Below are 18,650 nucleotides of genomic sequence, written 5' to 3'. Positions count from 1 at the left end.
AATTCTCCTATTCTTATAAGGCTTCGGGGTCAGTGATGATACCAGTGATTGCAGACGCTGCTGCTACTGCGGGACTGGAGAGGAAAACTTCACTCTCGAGGCTGCCCATACGACCTTTGAAGTTACGGTTGGTGGTGGCAATTGCTCTTTCACCGCCAGCAAGAATACCCATGTGACCGCCGAGACAGGGACCGCAGGTTGCGGGACCAACGATTGCGCCGGATTCCATAAAGGTTTCGATCAGACCTTCACGCAGTGCCTGCTTCCAGATGTTCGGAGTAGCGGGCAGCACGATCAGACGCACGTTCTTATCTGCCTTGCGACCTTTAAGGATCGCTGCGGCTTCACGCAGGTCTTCGATGCGACCGTTGGTGCAGGAACCAATTACGGCCTGATGAATTCTCATGTCCTTGACTTCGTCAACAGGCTTAACATTATCAGGAAGATGCGGGCAGGCAACCTGAGGTTTCATGCCGGTTACATCAATCTTGACCACGCGCTCGTAGTTAGCACCTTCGTCTGCACGCATTTCCACATCGCCGGTACGGCCTGCAGCCTTGCAGTATTCGAGGGTCTTAGCGTCAACCGGGAACAGGCCGACTTTACCGCCAGCTTCAATTGCCATGTTGGCGATGGTCATGCGGCCTTCGATAGAGAGATTATCTACAACGGAACCGCTGAATTCGAGAGCCTTATAGAGAGCACCGGATACGCCGATGGTACCGATGAGATTAAGGATGTAATCCTTGGCACCCAAGTACTTACCGGGAGTACCTTCGATCTCAACTTTAATAGTCGGAGGAACCTTGAACCAGGTTTCACCCAGAGCCATACCACCTGCGATGTCGGTGGAGCCCATTCCGGTAGCAAATGCGCCGAGGCCGCCATAAGTACAGGTGTGGGAGTCGGCACCGATTACGATATCGGAAGGACCGACAAGGCCCAGTTCGGGCAGCAGTGCGTGTTCAACACCTACTTCGCCGCCCTCATAGTAATGAGTAATGTTTTTCTCATGGGCGAACTCGCGAACAACCTTAACCTGCTCAGCAGAATCAATGTCTTTGTTGGGCGTGAAGTGGTCACAAACAAGAGCAACCTTATCCTTGTCAAAGACCTGATCCGCGCCCATGGCCCTGAAAGATTTAATGGCAAGAGGGGCGGTAATGTCGTTGGCCAGCACCATGGAAACATTGCAGCGGACAATCTGGCCCGGCTCTTTCACTGTTTCGTCGGTATGAGCCTGTAAAATTTTCTCAGCTAAAGTTTTAGGCATTATTTTTCTCCTGTTTCATGCGTTCAGCCCTGTTAATTGCGTTGATGTACGCCTTGGCACTGGCGACGATGATGTCTTCGTCAGAACCGCGCCCGATTGATTTAAAACCGTTGTCAGTAATATGGACCGTAACCGCACCCTGCGCATCAGTACCGCCGGTAACTGCGTTTACGGAATAAAGTTCCAGTTTAGGTGATCTATTCACCATCTTGTTGATGGTTGAGAACACCGCGTTGATAGGACCGTCACCGAAGCCGACTTCCTGAATTACCACAGGATTTTCCTTATCCTTGCTGAAATCTTCCAGTACGATTGCTGCGTGCGGGGAAACTCCTGCAGTACCGGAGAACACAGAGAGTTCCTTTACCCGGTACAAATCATGGATACGATATGCCTCTTCCAGAACGAGTGCTTCAACGTCCTCATCAAAAATTTCTTCTTTCTTATCAGCCAGCGCCTTAACCGCCGCAAATACACGTCCGATCTGCTTATCATCCAGTTGGTAGCCCATTTCGTTGAGCTTTGACCCCAGAGCGTTACGACCTGAATGTTTACCAATAACAATGGAAGTGCCCTTCTTGCCTATGGATTCAGGAGTCATGATCTCATAGGTCTGGCGATTCTTGAGCATGCCGTCCTGATGAATGCCGGACTCGTGAGCAAATGCGTTAGCACCTACAATAGCCTTATACGGGGAGATGGGCTGACCGATGGTTGTCGCCAATCTACGGCAGGAGGGGAACAATTGTTCGGTGAGAATCGAAGTTTCTACATCATAGTAGTCCTTGCGGGTATGCAGGGCCATAATCACTTCTTCCAAAGCAGCATTACCAGCACGCTCACCGATACCGGAGAGCGTAACCTCTGCCTGACGGGCACCGGCCTTGATAGCAGCCAAAGTGTTGGCACAGGCCAGACCGAGATCGTTGTGGCAATGAACGCTGAAGATAGCCTTGTCGCTGTTCGGCACTTCTTTGATCAGGTACTCGATCAATTTACCGAACTCTTCGGGCTGGGCATAACCAACAGTATCAGGGATGTTGATGGTGGTTGCCCCCTCTGCAATGGCGACCTCTACAACCTGTGCGAGAAAATCCCAGCGTGAGCGGGAAGCATCTTCAGCAGAAAATTCAACATTGGGAGTCAGCGATACAGCATGACGTACAGCCTTGCGAGCCATTTCCAGAATCTCATCCGGTTCCTTGTTGAACTTGTGCTTCATGTGGATATCGGAAGTAGCAACAAAGGTATGAATTCTGGGGTTTTTAGCATGTTTGACCGCATCAAAAGCGCGGTCAATATCTGCTTTCAGCGCCCGGCAGAGCCCTGCAACCTGAATATCGCCTACGGATTTAGCGATCGCGGTTACGGCTTCAAAGTCACCCTGACTTGCTGCAGGGAAACCGGCTTCAATGATGTCTACGCCGAGCTTTTCCAGCTGCCGCGCCATGGTGATTTTTTCACCCATGTTCATGGTTGCACCGGGGGACTGCTCGCCATCACGCAATGTAGTATCGAAAATGTATACTTTATCAGACATTTATCTATCTCCAGAATGAAGCTGCAAGTACAGAATATTTGCAGTGTATAATAAAAAGGGGGAATAAAACAGTGAAACAGGTTAAACTACTGAGTAATTTACCGTCCCCGAAAGAATTTTGGTACCGTATAAGCTTGTTCTGGGTGTAGTTGTAGAACTACCTTGGGAAAAGCTTATGACAATTCTTTGGAGGACTTTCCTAGTAGCTTATTGCTTCTGCGGGATAGAATAAAAATAGTATAAATAGGACCGGAAATAATATAACCGGCAAAGATCACGAAACCCAGAAATTTGGGCTGAGATGCGACCATGGTAAAGAGCGCAATAACGGTAACCATGGAGCTGAAGGGGTGAGCTTTGAATACACCAAATTCTTTGAAAGAATTATAGCGGACGGTACTCACCATCAGAAATGCGAGGCAATATACAAGCACCAGAGTGAACATAGGCAGTACACTCTGAGCAAGAGTCTCAGGGAGATAAGGGGTGAACAGGATCAGAGTCGACAAGGTACAGCCTGCCGCAGGAATGGGCAGACCAATAAAATGGGCTTTGGAGGTTGTTCCAGCCTGAACATTGAAACGAGCGAGTCTGAGCACACCGCAAGCCATCAATAAGAAAGCTGCCAGCATACCCAGTCTTCCGAACTGGTGAAGTTGCCAGTGATATACCATGAACGCAGGAGTAACACCGAAAGCGACCGCATCAGCGAGAGAATCGAGCTGTACGCCGAATTCACTGCTGGTTCCGGTCAACCGAGCAACCTTTCCGTCGAGACCGTCAAAGAGACAGCTCACCAGAATGGCTACAGCACTCATCTCGTATGCACCTTCCACAACCCAGTTCATCGCGAGGAACCCACAAAACAGGCTCGCCACGGTGAGGAGGTTGGGCAGAATGTATACGCCCTTGTGCTTCGGTATTCTTTTTTCCTTTGCCATGAGTAACACTTAAACTGATTTAAAAATAAATTCCAGTAGAATCGTATTAGTTTTTAACTTTACCTAACCCGTTAGGGTCAAAATGTTCGGTTGGCAACATGCCTGTAACCGCTTTCTGGAAACAGTTAATACTCCCCTGTCAGACAAAGGTCAACCCGATATTTGTAAATTATTTATATATCAGTATCAGACCGCAAAACAAGCTTAGTCCTTACCAGACCTAAACAAGCCCCTTAAAAACTGAACACCCGCCCAAGAGAATTAAGCCAATACGGGCTGTAGGCAGCCCACGCTGTGCCCACTGAAAACAAATGATTCGCTAGAATACTTTTCTTTCAAAAGTGAATACATTATCCGCAACCTCCCGTTACGAAAGACCAGATCATCAAACTCAAACCCCAGCTTGGAAGCCACACGCATGGAGCCACGATTAGCCGGGTGAATGAGGGCTTTTATACCCTGAAGATTTGTTTTGCGGTAAGCATAATCTAAAAAGGCTGAGGCTGATTCCGTAGCAAGTCCTGCTCCCCAGTAATTTTTTTGAAACACCCAGCTGATACCGACCTGCCCGAGCAGCGATTCTGAAAAACCTTCCAAGGGTTGCACTCCGCAATAACCTGCTAATGCTCTACTACCCTTCATTGCAACCCCAAACAGGCAATACCTCTGCCGTGCGAATAATTCTTCCTGTTTTTGCAGCAAAGAACATATCTTGCCGTCAGACCACGGTTCCTGCTTTAGGATGTAGCGATAAACATCGGGATTTTTCATCATATCGGAAAGAAATCCGGCATCATCCAACTTAAGGGGCCTTAAAATAAGTCTCTGCGTCTCGATAAACACGGCGCGTATCTCCCGGGCCTATTCCCGGATGATACCACCTCCGAGCACAGCGCCCTCTTCTGTATATACTGCCACAATCTGTCCCGGCGTAGGCCGGGAATGCGGCTCAATGAAATCAAATTTTATGCTGCTGCCAACCTGCACGGCCCTTGCGGGCTTGGATCGCTGACGGTAGCGAGTCTGGATGTAGACGGTTTCCGGCCAGCGTTCAAAATCAATCAGAAAGTTGAAACTGTCAGCAACACAGCCCCCGGCTTCAAGCTCATCACGGGTCCCCACGATAAGCAGATTACGTTTCATATCCTTATCCAGAACATAAAGCGGAGCCTTCCATGAAATACCCAATCCTCGTCGCTGGCCTTGAGTGTAGCGCCAGAGCCCATTGTGCTTACCGACCTTAGTTCCATCAGAAAGAACCGCTATCCCCGGTCCGGGAAGCTTTACCTTGCGATCAATCAAGAACTGGCGGTAATCATCATCAGGAACAAAACAAATCTCCTGACTCTCTGAGGGCAGCGGAATCTCCACACCGCGCTTTTCCAGCTCGGCATAAGTTTGATCCTTGCTGTGACCGCCAAGAGGGAAAATCGCATTCAAAACTGAATCACGCGGTACAAGGGAAAGAAAATAACTCTGGTCTTTGCCCATATCAGCACCACGGGCCAACACGCGACCATAGCGCGCGTCTTCGGCAATACGTACGTAATGCCCAGTTCCGAGCAGATCGCAACCAAGTTCCTGTGCAGCTTTATAAAGTACGCCAAACTTGATTTCAGGGTTGCAGAGAGCGCATGGATTTGGGGTGTTTCCCCTAAGATATTCCTGAACAAAAGGCTCGACCACCAAACGGTCAAACTCCGCAGTGAGATCAAAAACATGCAGTGGCACATCCAGCTCTGCACATCTCTTCTCCAATCCGGCAACAGCGACTTCGGCCTTTTTCTTACCCAGAAAACAACCGTGGACTGCCACAATATCCGCTCCGCTCTCTTTAAGCAGAACGGTAGACAATAGACTGTCCGCGCCACCGCTGACAGCCATGGCGACCTTCCGCCCCGCTGCCAGATCTTTAAGTTCAGGATATTTAAACCCTGTATCCATTACATTCTCCACAAATTACTTATTGTTTGTAACAGTATATCAACCGTGAAATTTCGTTCCGGTTACAAACTACAGAGCAGCTCTTATCCCAGCAAGTAAAAAATGAGAAATGCCCGGACACCCCCGATGGGTCTCCGGACAAGTCTCTCACAAGTCAAACCTATACAATGCCGGACCACTCCGGCTTATTGCTATTCTACTTTTTTCGGTTGCGGCAGGACAAGGTTCAAAAAGACACCGAGAATACCGGCAAGGCCGATTCCGCCGAGTCTGAACTCATCGCTGAAAGGAGTAGGCAGAGACATGCCACCCACACCGAAAATTACAATCAGAGCAACGATAGCGAGGTTGCGTGCTTCCATAAGATCATCGCCGGCACGAACAAGAGTATTCATACCGACAACCATAATCGCACCGAAGAGCAGGACCATAATACCACCCATTACCGGAACGGGAATGGTGGAAAGGAAGGCACCGACCTTACCGCAGAAAGCGAGGGCCATGGCAACAATTGCAGCCCAAGTCATGATTGCGGGGTTGAAAACCTTGATCAGAGCAACTGCGCCGGTAACCTCAGAATAAGTGGTGTTCGGAGGTCCGCCGAGGAAAGCAGCAAGAGAGGTAGCCAGACCGTCACCAAGCATGGTGTTCTGTATACCGGGTTCTTTCACGTAATCCTTGTTGGCAACGGAACTGATGGCAAGAACATCACCGAAGTGTTCAATTGCCGGAGCGATTGCCACCGGAACGATGAAAAGCACGGCTTCAAGGTTCCATTCAGGTGCGGTAAAGTTGGGAATTGCAAGCCAGGGAGCAGCTGCAACAGCGTCAAAGTTAACCAGACCGAGAAAAAGTGAAACAGCATAACCTGCTGCGATACCGCAAAGAATGGGAATCAGCTTGAGCCAGCCCTTACCGAACAAGGACACGACAACGGTAACAGAGAGAGAAACCATGGAGACAATCAGTGCAGTCTTTTCGGGAACCAGCACAACAGAGCCATCACCTGTTTTACCCACAGCCATGAAAACTGCGACCGGAGCAAGGATCAGCCCGATAACCATGATGACCGGACCGGTTACGATCGGAGGCAGAACACGCTTCAGGATATCGGTACCGCGCCAACGGATAAGAAAACTGAGTATTACATAGAAAAAACCTGCTGCGGCAAGTCCACAGAGGGTGGAAGGTATACCCCAGGTCTGTACGCCGTAGATGATGGGCGCAATGAAAGCAAATGAGGATGCCAGAAATACGGGAATTTTACCCTTGGTAACAACCTGAAAAACCAGTGTACCAGCGCCGGCGGTAAAAAGGGCCACGTTGGGATCAAGCCCGGTCAGCAGGGGGACAAGGACGAGTGCACCGAATGCGACGAAAAGCATCTGTGCGCCAAGGACAACGTCTTTTGCCCTGAAATTATAGTCAGTACTGGATATGCTCATTAGTAATCTCCGTAAAATTATTCCAAAAAAAAGGCACCGTATTTGGTGCCTTTAAAAACATTTACTTAGTGCCGAATATCTTATCGCCCGCGTCTCCGAGACCGGGGAGAATGTATCCTGCATCGTTGAGTTTTTCATCGATGGACGCCGTGTAAATATCCACGTCCGGATGAGCTTTAACAATTTTCTCAATCCCTTCGGGAGCAGCTACGAGGAACAAACCTTTAATATTGGTGCAACCGGACTTCTTGAGAAGATCGATTGTTGCCATCAGGGTTCCGCCGGTCGCGAGCATGGGGTCAAGAATAAGAGCGATACGCTCATCAATGTTACTTGCAAGCTTGACGTAATATTCGACAGGCTGCAAAGTCTCTTCGTCACGGTAAAAGCCGACAACACTGACACGGGCACCGGGAACCATGTCCAGAACGCCGTCCATCATACCGAGGCCGGCCCTAAGAATAGGAACTACGGTGATTTTTTTACCCTTGATTTCCTCAACCTCAACTTCACCAGCCCAACCAGTAATGGTTTTAGCTTCGGTTGCGAGGTCTTTGGTTGCTTCATAAGTAAGCAGTCTGGAAATTTCCTGAGCCAGTGCGCGAAAACGACTTGTGCTGATGCCGTCTTCACGGAGAATGCCGAGCTTGTGTCTTACCAAAGGATGGTCTACCACATGTACCGCCACGGTGCCTCCTTGATCCCATGTTATTTGTTATAAAATCCGAAAAGTCAAAACTTCGTGTTTCTATAAGACACAGCTTTGACAGTCAAGCAGATTTTGAATTATTCTCCGGTTAAGCCTTATCCACTTGGCATAACTGAAAATTACTAATAAGCATCCAAGTACTGAATACGAATATAACCCAATATGGAATAAATTACATGTGCAATAACGAAGATTTTCAAGAAAATGAGTCCCAGCTTCTCTGGACAAAAACTGCAGAATTCTCCGACAGTAATACCCGGTTGGACAAATTCTGGGGAACCGCTCTGGAAGAAGAAGGAATTTCGCGCGGTAAGGTAAAAGACTGGATCAAGGCCGGATTTGCTGAAATAAACGGCAAGGTCTGCAAAAAGCCGAACCAGAAATTGATGGGAAACGAAGAGCTTACCCTCAAAGGGGAAGCTGAACTGACTTCGCTGGTCCCCGAAGACCTGCCACTTGAAATTATATATAATGATGGAAAGATCGCAGTAATCAACAAACCGGCAGGACTGACCACTCACCCAGCACCCAGCTGCCCTACCGGGACACTCGTTCACCGCATGATTCACCACTTTCCTGAAATCCGGGATATGGACGAATGGCGGCCCGGGATTGTGCACCGTCTGGACAAGTTTACATCCGGCCTCATTACCGTAGCCTTGAACGAACATGACCGTCTTGCCATGTCCACCTCCTTTGCAGATCGTGAGGTTAACAAGGCCTATCTTGCAATCGTGCATGGCGTCCCTGCACGGGAGTTCGGTGAAATTGACCAGCCCATGGGCAGGCATCCGGTGCATAAAACCAAAATGGCGGTAGTCCTCAAAGGAGGACGCGATGCCCGCTCCGAATATAAAGTACTCTGGTCCGATCCAGCCGGACGAGCCAGTCTTGTTAAGGTAAAAATTTTCACCGGACGCACCCACCAGATCAGGGTCCACATGGCCCACATCGGCCATCCGCTGGTAGGCGATCTGGTATACGGTTCTATGCCGCACTCCATATGGGAGCAGGAAGAGCCCCAGCTGGCCAAACTTGCTAAACGTCAGATGCTGCATGCCTACTCTCTCTCATTCACTCACCCTGATTCCGAAGAAGAGCTGAGTTTCACCCAAGCACCGCCCGAAGATTTCATCACCATGCTCAAGGCTCTTGATAAATCAGTACAACGTGTCGGTTTGATCGGCATGCCCTGCGGTGGCAAATCCGCAGTACTTAAGGTCCTTGCTGACAAGAACATTCCCACCTTCAGCGCGGATGAATCCGTAGCCCGTTCCTATGAAAAGGACGGAGCGGGATGGGAACTGATGCGCCAAAGATTCGGCAACCGTTTCATAGACAACGAAACCGGCAACATTGACAAGACAGAACTCTTCACCGCCATGCGCGAAAATGACGACCTGCGCCGGGAAGTCATGAATATAGTGCATCCCATTGTGCAGCACGATGTAAGTGAATTTTTCAAAGCCAACACCAATGAGCCGCTGGCTGTAGCGGAGGTTCCTCTGCTGCTGGAAGGCGGCTGGCATACCCAAAAGCTGGTTGATGCTGTAATCGGAGTGCGCACTCCTGAAGCTAAGCGTACAGGTGAATTACGTGAGAAACGTAAAATTGACCCTGAAATACTTGCAGTTTTCGATTCGTGGCAGTGGGATGAAAAATCCAAAATGGATTGCTGCACCGCTATCATAGAAAATGATGCCGATCTGGCTAAACTTGATTCGGAAACAAACCGGATTCTCGAAATTCTGGCTGGCCTGCGCAAGGACAAGGAAACATCATTCGAAAACCACCTCAAAAAGCTGTTCATGCCTGATGAAAGCTAGGTTTTCGAACTTGTGAGTATTGACTTACCCGCTCTATGTGTTATTTTATAAGTAAGACTTGAGGCGTGTGGTCAGGGCCGTAGTCGGAAGAATGAACACAACGTAATTGTTAGGATGCAAGTCCATTATACATAAAAGAATTCTACGCAAGGTCCAACCCCGCTTTCGGCATCAGGTTTAGTGTTTAGGGAGTGAGTACCCCTAGTTTACCTACCAACTCAATCTCGTCACGCCCCCGCTGCATTTATGTAGCGGGGGTCGTTTTTTTGTGGGATTATCCCCATAGAGATCAAAATACTTTTCTGTTAAGCTTTAATTTAAATTCATAAATCTCAAGCTCCAACAAAGGCTAACCCCATGATCCCAATCCGCGACAACGTCCCCTGCCTGATCACGCCGTACGTGCTGCGCGGAATCATGATCGTAAATGTCATTGTTTTTGTGTTTGAACAGATGCTGACCCCGCAGGGACGGCTGGCACTTTTCCACCTGCTGGGCGTCGTTCCGGCAAGATTTTTCAATCCAGAATGGGCAGTAGCCGCCGGATATCCTGATTCCGGGATACTGCCGTTATTCACTTATATGTTCCTGCACAGCGGATGGCTGCACATCATTTTAAATTTATGGATGCTCTGGATTTTCGCCGACAACATCGAAGATGCCATGGGGCATGGACGGTTCATCTTGTTTTATCTGGTCTGCGGGATCATAGCCATCGCAGTACAGATGATAATAAACCCCTCTGCCAGTGCGCCCGTAATCGGTGCCTCCGGCGCGGTAGCCGGAATCATGGGAGCATATATGCTGCTCTATCCTCACGGACAGGTTTTGACTTTATTTCCTGTAATCATCATCCCGTTTTTCTTTAAAATTCCGGCATCATTATTCTTGGGAATCTGGTTCCTGATTCAAGTATTTTCCGGTGTATCCGAACATTTTGCCGAAGGTACACAAAAAGTCGCATGGGCCGCCCACATCGGCGGATTTATCGCCGGAGTGATCTTGATTCGATTCTTTGTGAAGAAGGATCGTTGTGTTTATTGTTATGTGCCGGAGAAAAAAGATTATGAGTTGCCGGAGGATTTTTAATCAAAATTAAAAATTACAACTCTATTGAGCACAACTCCTCGACTAATTAGGTAAGGCAGATCGTGGCATACGTGCGACATCAAAACACCTTTCGGCATCTGCAAGAGCCACGGCTACGATTTCCTTATCCAGCTTTCCTGAATCGCGCATTTCACTTAAAATTCTTGCTACATTCTCCAACGTCATGCCTTTACGATAAGGCCTATCCTGAACCAATGCCTGAAATACGTCTGAGACCGCTATAATTCTGGCAGGAACAGATAAATCCTCTTCAGAAGGATGAAAGGGATATCCGGTTCCTTCACAGTTTTCATGATGATAGGCAGCCCATTTCGCAATATCACCAAGACCATCTATTGCTCTCAATATTTCATAAGTCTCATAACTATGCTGATTTATGATTGATCTTTCCTTCGCAGACAAGGGGCCTGGTTTTTCAAGAATATGATCCGGGATATGGAGCTTACCTATATCATGCAGGTAAGCGGCAACTTCAATTTTATCGACTACATCATCAGGAAGATGAAGCAATTGCGCTATATGGCGAGCCAGAGCAGCAACCCCATCTGAATGCTGCACTGTAAACGGGCTTTTCTGATCGACAATATACGAAAATATCTGGGCCAGTTTTTTCAAATCAGAAATGCATAACCGTTCATACTCGCCATGCGTCCCCATATCCCAAGCAAATCTGTCAATGTGACGATTTTCCAACGAAAGCCAAAATGCTTCCGGCTTAGAGATATGAATAAAGGCTTCAACAAGTCTCGGATCAAAATAAGTATCCTGCTTGGAGACAATACTGCTAACAATATTATCAGTATGAAAAAGAATATTCGGTCCATAAGACGAGGCGGCTGTTACGTCCACACGATCTGCAAGAAAAATAAGGTTTGCAAGTAGCTTGTCATTCTCAGGAATATCGATGTCTCGTAATTCCGGCCATGGAGTGTGATGACACAAAATATGTGTCGCCATTTTCGAAAGAGGCTTAAACCCCTTCAACAACCTATGCCCTATAACACAGTGTTCACCGGAATTCTCCCAATCGAACTGATTAGCGAGATATCCATGCACGGTATCTGAGGACACACCGCAATCATGCAATAATCCAAGATCAAAAACATACTGTTTTTCCTTATCAGAAAAACCCAGCCGATTGGCGATCTGCATTGCAATATAACCGACCCGCTTGCCATGAGCGGTATCATTCATCCCCACCAGACTTACTGTATTCTCAATAGCCAGCACCATCTGTCTGAGATCTACTGAAACTTCCGACTGATTATCCACATCCATCTCCCCGAAAATTATAACTACCGGCACAAGTTCGTACCCCAGAAATTAAAGCCCGGACCAAAGGCCCCGGCAAACCGCTTAGACACATATTATTTAGGATAGCATTCTCGTATGTTTCTCACAACATACTTCAAAACAACATCCACATTGAAAATTATCATGACACGCAGAATTCTCTCGATAAGGCTGCTCGATGCATTAGCGTTAACCATTTCAAACGTTTTACCCATCACTCTCACCTAAATTTCAATTATTACGCTTGACTTGCTCAAACTCTGATTTATTCTGGTAGAGTGGCGGACAGAGACTGATCGCCCAACCACTCAAGGAGTAATTACAAGATGAGCGTGAAATATAAGGACTACTACAAACTTCTGGGAGTTTCCCGGTCCGCAAGCAAGGATGAGATTGCCAAGGCTTTCAAAAAGCTGGCACGGCAATACCACCCGGACTTGAACCCGGACAATGCGGAAGCTGAAACGAAGTTTAAGGAAATCAACGAAGCTTACGAAGTTCTTAAGGACCCCGAAAAGCGGAAAATGTACGACCAGTTCGGCGCGGACTGGGAGCACGGGCAGAATTTCCGTCCGCCTCCGGGCTATGAGAACATGAACTTCGGCGGCGGTGGCGGATTCGGAGGATTCGGCGGTGCTGGCGGCGGTGATTTCAGCGATTTTTTTGAAACAATTTTTGGCGGCGGAGGCGCAAGCTTCAGCGGTAGCGGATTCGGCGGCTCGCAGGGCTTTGGCGGTGGAGGATTCCATCAGCAGCGTCCTCGCAAAGGCGAAAATTCCGAAACCACCCTGCTGCTGACCCTTGAGGAAGCTTACAAAGGCGGACCTAAATCCGTAACAGTACAGGAAAGAGCAACTGGCCCGGGCGGGCATCCCATGGTGCAGTCCAAGACTCTGGATGTTAAGATTCCCGCTGGGATTAAGGAAGGTCAGAAAATCCGCCTTTCCGGTCAGGGATCACCCGGCCCGCATGACGGACCGCGCGGCGACCTGTACCTTAAGGTCAAGCTTGCAGCGCACAAGGATTTCAAGGTCGAAGAAAGCAACGTCATCCTCGACCTGCATCTCGCCCCCTGGGAAGCGGCGCTTGGCGGGAAATTCAAGCTGCCCACCCTTGACGGAATGGTTGAAATGAACATTCCCGCAGGGCTTGGAAGCGGTAAAAAGCTGCGCATCAAGGGACGCGGACTTGGCACAGGAGCCAAGAAAGGCGACCAGTTTGTGCGCATCATGATTCAAGTGCCCAAAGCCGAAACAGACGAAATTAAAAAACTCTGGGAAGAACTGGCTGCAAAGTCCGACTTCTCACCCCGCTCATTCTAAAGGAGGCCCGCAATGAACATTAAAGAAAGGACCGAAGCGCAGCCTCCTTCCAGTTCCAAACGGCTGGTTATCACTCAGGTCATGGAAATGACCGGGCTGAAAGAAACCGTGGTAATGGAACTGATCAGCATGGAATGGGTGCGCCCCGGAACTACCGGGGACGGACATTATCTCTTTGAAACACGCGATCTCTATCGCATGACCAAGCTATCAAGGCTCTGCAAGGACCTTGATGTAACCCCCACAGGCGGCTCTATCATCGTAGACCTGCTCGAAAGGGTCGAAAAACTTGAGTCGCAAATCGAAGAAATGAAAAAGTTAATTTAAAACCGCAATGACTTGCGAGTTTAAAAATAGATTCAAACTCCTGCCTAATACGCCGGATTACTTCAGGGGGAGGGCTCCCCTCTCTCCCTGAAGGACAGTAAAGGTGCGTCCAAAGTTCACCCAAGCGGGTTGAAAAGAGTTGTGAATCTGAATGCAAGTCAATTAAGATAAAGCAAAGGAGACTATATATGGATCCGAACAAATTCACACAGAAAACCAACGACGCAATTGCTGCGGCACAATCTCTGGCTGTTAAAAACGGTCAGCAGCAGATAGAAGTGGAACACCTCCTCCTCGCTCTCATTGAGCAGGAGAAAGGGATTGTTTCCAAAATTCTCGAAAAATCATCTATTGATCCCGCAGACTATAAAAAGGCTGTAGAGGATGAGATCCGCAAACTGCCTAGGGTCAGCGGTCCCGGCGCTCAGCCCGGTCAGGTATTTGTTACCCAGCGGCTGAACAGAATTATTGTGGCCTCTGAAGAAATCGCCCAGCGTATGCAGGACGAATTCATCAGCGTGGAACACCTTTTCCTCGCCATCATGGATGAACACGGCTCCACCGGAGCGGGTAAGGTAAACAAAGCTTTCGGTCTGACCAAAGACAAAGTGCTGGAAGCAATGACCTCCATCCGCGGCAACCAGCGCGTGACCACCGATAACCCCGAAGCCACCTACGATGCGCTCAAGAAATACGGACGCGATCTGGTGGAAGAAGCACGCAAAGGCAAGCTTGATCCGGTCATCGGCCGAGATTCCGAAATCCGGCGCGTTATCCGCATCCTGTCCCGTAGAACTAAGAACAACCCCATCCTCATTGGTGAGGCCGGGGTCGGTAAAACCGCCATCATCGAAGGTCTGGCCCAACGCATCGTCAAACAAGACGTGCCCGAAGGGTTAAAAGACAAAACCGTGTTCATGCTCGATATGGGTGCGCTCATTGCCGGTGCCAAATATCGCGGAGAATTTGAGGAACGCCTCAAGGCCGTACTCAAGGAAGTTCAGGAATCCGAAGGCCGGATCATCATCTTTATTGATGAAATTCACACCATTGTCGGCGCAGGTAAGACTGACGGCGCAATGGATGCCGGAAACCTTCTCAAGCCTATGCTGGCCCGTGGTGAGCTGCACTGCATCGGCGCGACCACCACTGACGAATACCGCAAATACATTGAGAAAGACCCGGCCCTCGAACGCCGTTTCCAGACTATTCTGGTTGAGGAACCGACAATTGAGGACACCATCTCAATCCTGCGCGGGTTAAAAGAGCGCTTTGAAGTGCACCACGGTGTGCGTATCAGTGACAGCGCGCTGGTGGAAGCTGCGAGTCTCTCCGCCAGATATATCACTGACCGCCAGCTGCCTGATAAAGCCATCGACTTAATTGATGAAGCAGCCGCCATGATCAGGACGGAAATTGACTCCCAGCCATACGAACTGGATAAGGTCAACCGCCAGATCATGCAGGCTGAAATTGAACGCGAAGCACTGCGTAAAGAAGACGATGCCGCATCCCGTGAACGTCTTTCCAAACTGGAAGACAGCCTCACCGAGATGAAGATCAAACAGTCCGAGCTGGTTGAACAATGGGAAAAAGAAAAAGGGTCAATTGATACTGTACGCGACCTCAAGGCGCAGATCGAAAAGACCAGAATAGATATTGAAGAAGCCCAGCGTAAAGGCGACCTCGGCCGCGCATCTGAGTTGACTTACTCAGTGCTGCCCGGTCTGGAAAGTCAGCTGGCAGCTATCTCCAACGACATCGAAGGAGAAGATGACAAAGTAACTGCGGACAGCAAACGTCTGCTTAAAGAATTTGTCGGCCCGGATGATATTGCAGGGATCATCTCCCGCTGGACCGGAATACCGGTCACCCGACTTGTGGAAGGTGAGCGAGAAAAACTGCTCCGCCTCGAAGAAATCCTTCATGACCGGGTAATCGGTCAGGATGATGCGGTCCGTGCGGTATCCGAAGCGGTCCTGCGCGCCCGTGCCGGATTGAAAGATCCTTCGCGGCCCATCGGCTCATTTATCTTCCTCGGACCCACCGGGGTCGGTAAAACCGAGCTTTGCAAGGCTCTTGCTGAAGCGCTCTTTGACAGTGAAGAAAACATCGTGCGCATGGACATGTCCGAATACATGGAAAAACATGCGGTCGCACGGCTCATCGGAGCCCCTCCGGGCTACATTGGCTACGACGAAGGCGGTCAGCTTACCGAAGCCATCCGCCGTAAGCCCTATTCCGTAGTGCTCTTTGATGAAATCGAAAAAGCGCACAGCGATGTGTTCAACGTTTTGCTGCAAATCCTCGATGACGGCCGGATCACCGATTCACAAGGCCGCACCGTGGATTGCAAGAACACCATCATCATCATGACCTCAAACCTCGGTTCTCAGCTCATGCTTGAAGGAATCGAAGCAAACGGAGAATTCAAGGATGGTGTTCAGGACGGTGTAATGAACGTTCTACGCGGACATTTCAGGCCCGAATTCCTGAACCGCGTTGACGAAACAGTGCTCTTCAAGCCGCTGCTTGAAAAAGACCTTGTCAAGATCGTAGACCTGCAACTTGCAGGACTGCGTGCGCGACTGGAAGAACAGAAAATGTCTATGGAAGTCACAGACAAAGCCAAGGCATTCATCGCCCATGCGTCCTACGATCCTATCTATGGGGCAAGACCGCTGCGCAGATACCTGCAATCCCATGTGGAAACTCCACTGGCCAAAAAGATCATCAGTGGCGATCTTCGTGAGGAACAGACTATCAATATTGATGCCGGAGATGATGGTTTGGAATTTATGACTGATTAATTTAAATAAAACGACAAGTTCAAAGAGCCGCAAGCATAATTGCTTGCGGCTCTTTTTTTGTTGCGTACTGACATAGATTTAACTTAATTTCATAAAATCGAGGCCACCTCTATCACGAGCATAGAACGTACAAGCGGGCAAAAAGACAACAAGTGACTTTCATAACGAGGCCAGAAAATGCAATCAAAAGACTTTAGCAACATTGTGTATCCTAAACTCCTAATAGTCATTCTGATACTATTTGCTGCGATGATAAGCATACAGCCCGCTCCTTGTGCCTATGCCGAGGACGATGAACCTGAATATCATGAAATCGTAATTGTCGGCGGCGGCATAGCTGGACTCAGTACAGCCTATCACCTGCCGGGGCGAGATGTTCTGGTTCTGGAAAAACAACCGGAAGTGGGCGGTAGGTCTATTTCGGGATACCGGGATGGCTATTGGTACGCTAAAGGGACTGAATACGTAGGAGTTCCTTATGGAGCATTAAAAAACATAGTTGATGGCTTGAATATGACGTTGCTGCCCATAGTTCCTCCAATGGATGCAATATGGACGGACGGTAAAATCCATTACGGTTTCTCCGGGATGCTTAAACTCCTGACACGGAAAGGAGGATTAAGAGGTTTAAAACGTTTCCACCGACTGATAATGAATCAATATGCGCTATTTGAAGAGTTTCAGGAATCTAGACAGGAAGGTATTTTTTCAAAAAACAAAGACCTTCAAAACCTTGATGCTATGACAGCAGCGCAGTGGATGGATAAAAATGAAATTCCGCAATCGTATAAGGATAAATACAATGTGACTGCCATGGGACTGTTCGGCGCTAATCTCGATGAAATTTCAGCCCTGAGCTTATTTGAAGAAGTCGCTTTTGATTTTGAAGGTTTTGACCCGTCTGAACTTGAAGATGAGGAAGGACTTCCAATACGAAACGGCGATGAATCTGCCTTCTCCTTCCGCACAGGAATTGCGGAAGTCAGTAAAAGCATTGCCAAGCACCTTGGCCCCGCAGTGCGGACTAGCAGTACCGTAACTTCGATTGAACGTAACGCTGAAGGTGGCTACACCGTGCATTACCTTTCCGGTGGAAATGAAATAATAGTTGAAGCCGATATAGTTGTTATCGCCGTACCTGCTCCAATTGCAGCAAAGATCGCGAGTAAGGTTATCCCGGAAGAACAATCCAAAGTAGTTAATAATATTAAATACGCTCCTTATGTTACGTGTGCATTATTCTTCTCAGAACCAATTTTTACCAAGAGTTTTGATCTCGCAATGCCACCGGATTTTTTCTTCACTGATTTTTATGATTCCACTTGGGTGCAAAGGCATAAGGACCCCAAGGCACCCAAAAATATCTATATCAACTCCGCTTACATCGCGCCCAAAAGCTTTAAAGATAATTCCATCCTCAAGTTAAGCGACACTGAAATTGTCGACCGGGTTTTCAAAGACCTTGAAAAAGTATTCCCGGGAAGCAAAGCCAAGATGACCGGATACGACATTCATCGCTTTACCCATGCATACCCGGTAATGGAACCGGGAACACTTATGAACCTCGCTAAACTGAATTCGCAAGGAAATGGAAGCTTGTTCTTTGCCGGAGACTGGACACTCTACCCTACATTTGAATCAGCATGTGATTCTGGAAGGTTGGCAGCGGAAAGAATTTTAGAAGAACTAAACGATTAACAGACTCAAGGGCCTGCATGTACGCATCAGGCCCTTTTCTAATAACCAGCTATCCTAGAATTGGTTAAAAGCAAAAATATTAAAGTTTGTTGACAAGAGCTTACTTATTATTTAGTAATAATTATCAACAGCAATTAAGGAGATTAATAAATGCAAGATAAAGTTCTCGAAGCAATGAAAGATGCAGGTAAGCCCGTTCGTCCCGGTGATGTCGCAAAAGCCATCGGCGAAGAATCCAAAGAAGTTTCTAAAGCCATTAAGGCTCTCAGAGAAGCAGGAAAAGTTCACAGCCCCAAACGCTGCTACTACGAACCTCTTTAAGATATTTAAATAGCCTCATTATACCACTCACACCCCAAGTAAAAAGGCGGAATGTTCGATCCCACCCGAACAGTCCGCCTTTTGCTATTCA

At 48.4% G+C, this 18,650-nt stretch carries 15 protein-coding genes; 7 read left to right on the top strand and 8 right to left on the bottom strand.

The genetic code is table 11. The features are described 5' to 3' along the window. Positions 1–13: 13 nt before the first annotated feature. The 7 genes from leuC to upp all read right to left on the bottom strand — a co-directional run bounded on the left by leuC (position 14) and on the right by upp (position 7,831). Positions 14–1,273: a 3-isopropylmalate dehydratase large subunit gene (gene leuC, locus ACNI23_RS03540; RefSeq protein WP_420246829.1), complete on the bottom strand. Its 1,260-nt coding sequence runs from the start codon at positions 1,271–1,273 to the stop codon at positions 14–16. Continuing rightward, positions 1,266–2,813: a 2-isopropylmalate synthase gene (locus ACNI23_RS03535; RefSeq protein WP_420246827.1), complete on the bottom strand. Its 1,548-nt coding sequence runs from the start codon at positions 2,811–2,813 to the stop codon at positions 1,266–1,268. The genes leuC and ACNI23_RS03535 overlap by 8 nt, the downstream gene beginning before the upstream one ends. 173 nt (positions 2,814–2,986) lie before the next feature. Then, positions 2,987–3,754 carry a CDP-diacylglycerol--serine O-phosphatidyltransferase gene (gene pssA, locus ACNI23_RS03530; protein WP_420246825.1) on the bottom strand — a complete coding sequence of 256 codons (768 nt, stop codon included), beginning with the start codon at positions 3,752–3,754 and terminating at the stop codon, positions 2,987–2,989. 261 nt (positions 3,755–4,015) lie between these two features. Continuing rightward, positions 4,016–4,597 (bottom strand): GNAT family N-acetyltransferase, encoded by a 582-nt coding sequence (locus tag ACNI23_RS03525; RefSeq protein ID WP_420246823.1) that lies wholly within the window; start codon positions 4,595–4,597, stop codon positions 4,016–4,018. Between the two features lie 18 nt (positions 4,598–4,615). Beyond that, positions 4,616–5,698 (bottom strand): tRNA 2-thiouridine(34) synthase MnmA, encoded by a 1,083-nt coding sequence (gene mnmA / locus ACNI23_RS03520; RefSeq protein ID WP_420246821.1) that lies wholly within the window; start codon positions 5,696–5,698, stop codon positions 4,616–4,618. A 191-nt stretch (positions 5,699–5,889) separates the two neighbouring features. Next, positions 5,890–7,143, bottom strand: a complete 1,254-nt coding sequence (locus ACNI23_RS03515) for a uracil-xanthine permease family protein (RefSeq protein ID WP_420246819.1) — start codon at positions 7,141–7,143, stop codon at positions 5,890–5,892. 61 nt (positions 7,144–7,204) lie between these two features. Further along, on the bottom strand, positions 7,205–7,831 hold the full coding sequence (upp, locus tag ACNI23_RS03510) for a uracil phosphoribosyltransferase (protein ID WP_015851457.1): 627 nt from the start codon (positions 7,829–7,831) through the stop codon (positions 7,205–7,207). 197 nt (positions 7,832–8,028) lie between these two features. Here upp and coaE point away from each other — a divergent pair, with 197 nt between their 5' ends. Both coaE and ACNI23_RS03500 read left to right on the top strand, forming a co-directional pair. Beyond that, positions 8,029–9,678, top strand: a complete 1,650-nt coding sequence (coaE, locus tag ACNI23_RS03505) for a dephospho-CoA kinase (protein WP_420246817.1) — start codon at positions 8,029–8,031, stop codon at positions 9,676–9,678. Between the two features lie 357 nt (positions 9,679–10,035). Further along, a complete protein-coding gene (locus tag ACNI23_RS03500; RefSeq protein WP_420246815.1) occupies positions 10,036–10,767 on the top strand; it encodes a rhomboid family intramembrane serine protease in 732 nt (243 codons plus the stop codon). Between the two features lie 42 nt (positions 10,768–10,809). Here ACNI23_RS03500 and ACNI23_RS03495 read toward each other — a convergent pair whose 3' ends face one another. Beyond that, positions 10,810–12,060 carry an HD-GYP domain-containing protein gene (locus ACNI23_RS03495; RefSeq protein WP_420246813.1) on the bottom strand — a complete coding sequence of 417 codons (1,251 nt, stop codon included), beginning with the start codon at positions 12,058–12,060 and terminating at the stop codon, positions 10,810–10,812. Between the two features lie 347 nt (positions 12,061–12,407). Here ACNI23_RS03495 and ACNI23_RS03490 point away from each other — a divergent pair, with 347 nt between their 5' ends. The 5 genes from ACNI23_RS03490 (at position 12,408) to ACNI23_RS03470 (ending at position 18,559) form a co-directional block, all read left to right on the top strand. After that, on the top strand, positions 12,408–13,403 hold the full coding sequence (locus tag ACNI23_RS03490) for a DnaJ C-terminal domain-containing protein (RefSeq protein WP_420246811.1): 996 nt from the start codon (positions 12,408–12,410) through the stop codon (positions 13,401–13,403). Between the two features lie 12 nt (positions 13,404–13,415). Beyond that, positions 13,416–13,730, top strand: a complete 315-nt coding sequence (locus tag ACNI23_RS03485) for a chaperone modulator CbpM (RefSeq protein ID WP_420246810.1) — start codon at positions 13,416–13,418, stop codon at positions 13,728–13,730. A 188-nt stretch (positions 13,731–13,918) separates the two neighbouring features. Then, a complete protein-coding gene (gene clpB / locus ACNI23_RS03480) occupies positions 13,919–16,540 on the top strand; it encodes an ATP-dependent chaperone ClpB (RefSeq protein ID WP_420246809.1) in 2,622 nt (873 codons plus the stop codon). 249 nt (positions 16,541–16,789) lie between these two features. Then, entirely contained in the window at positions 16,790–18,238 is a 1,449-nt protein-coding gene (locus ACNI23_RS03475) for a flavin monoamine oxidase family protein (RefSeq protein WP_420246807.1), read from the top strand. Positions 18,239–18,388: 150 nt separating this feature from the next. Further along, positions 18,389–18,559: a transcriptional regulator gene (locus tag ACNI23_RS03470; RefSeq protein ID WP_420246805.1), complete on the top strand. Its 171-nt coding sequence runs from the start codon at positions 18,389–18,391 to the stop codon at positions 18,557–18,559. The last annotated feature ends 91 nt before the right edge of the window (positions 18,560–18,650 follow it).

Source organism: Maridesulfovibrio pacificus (SeqCode), from assembly GCF_048612815.1.
GTDB classification, from domain to species: Bacteria; Desulfobacterota; Desulfovibrionia; order Desulfovibrionales; family Desulfovibrionaceae; genus Maridesulfovibrio; species Maridesulfovibrio pacificus.
This window is presented reverse-complemented; position numbering and strand designations above follow the sequence as displayed.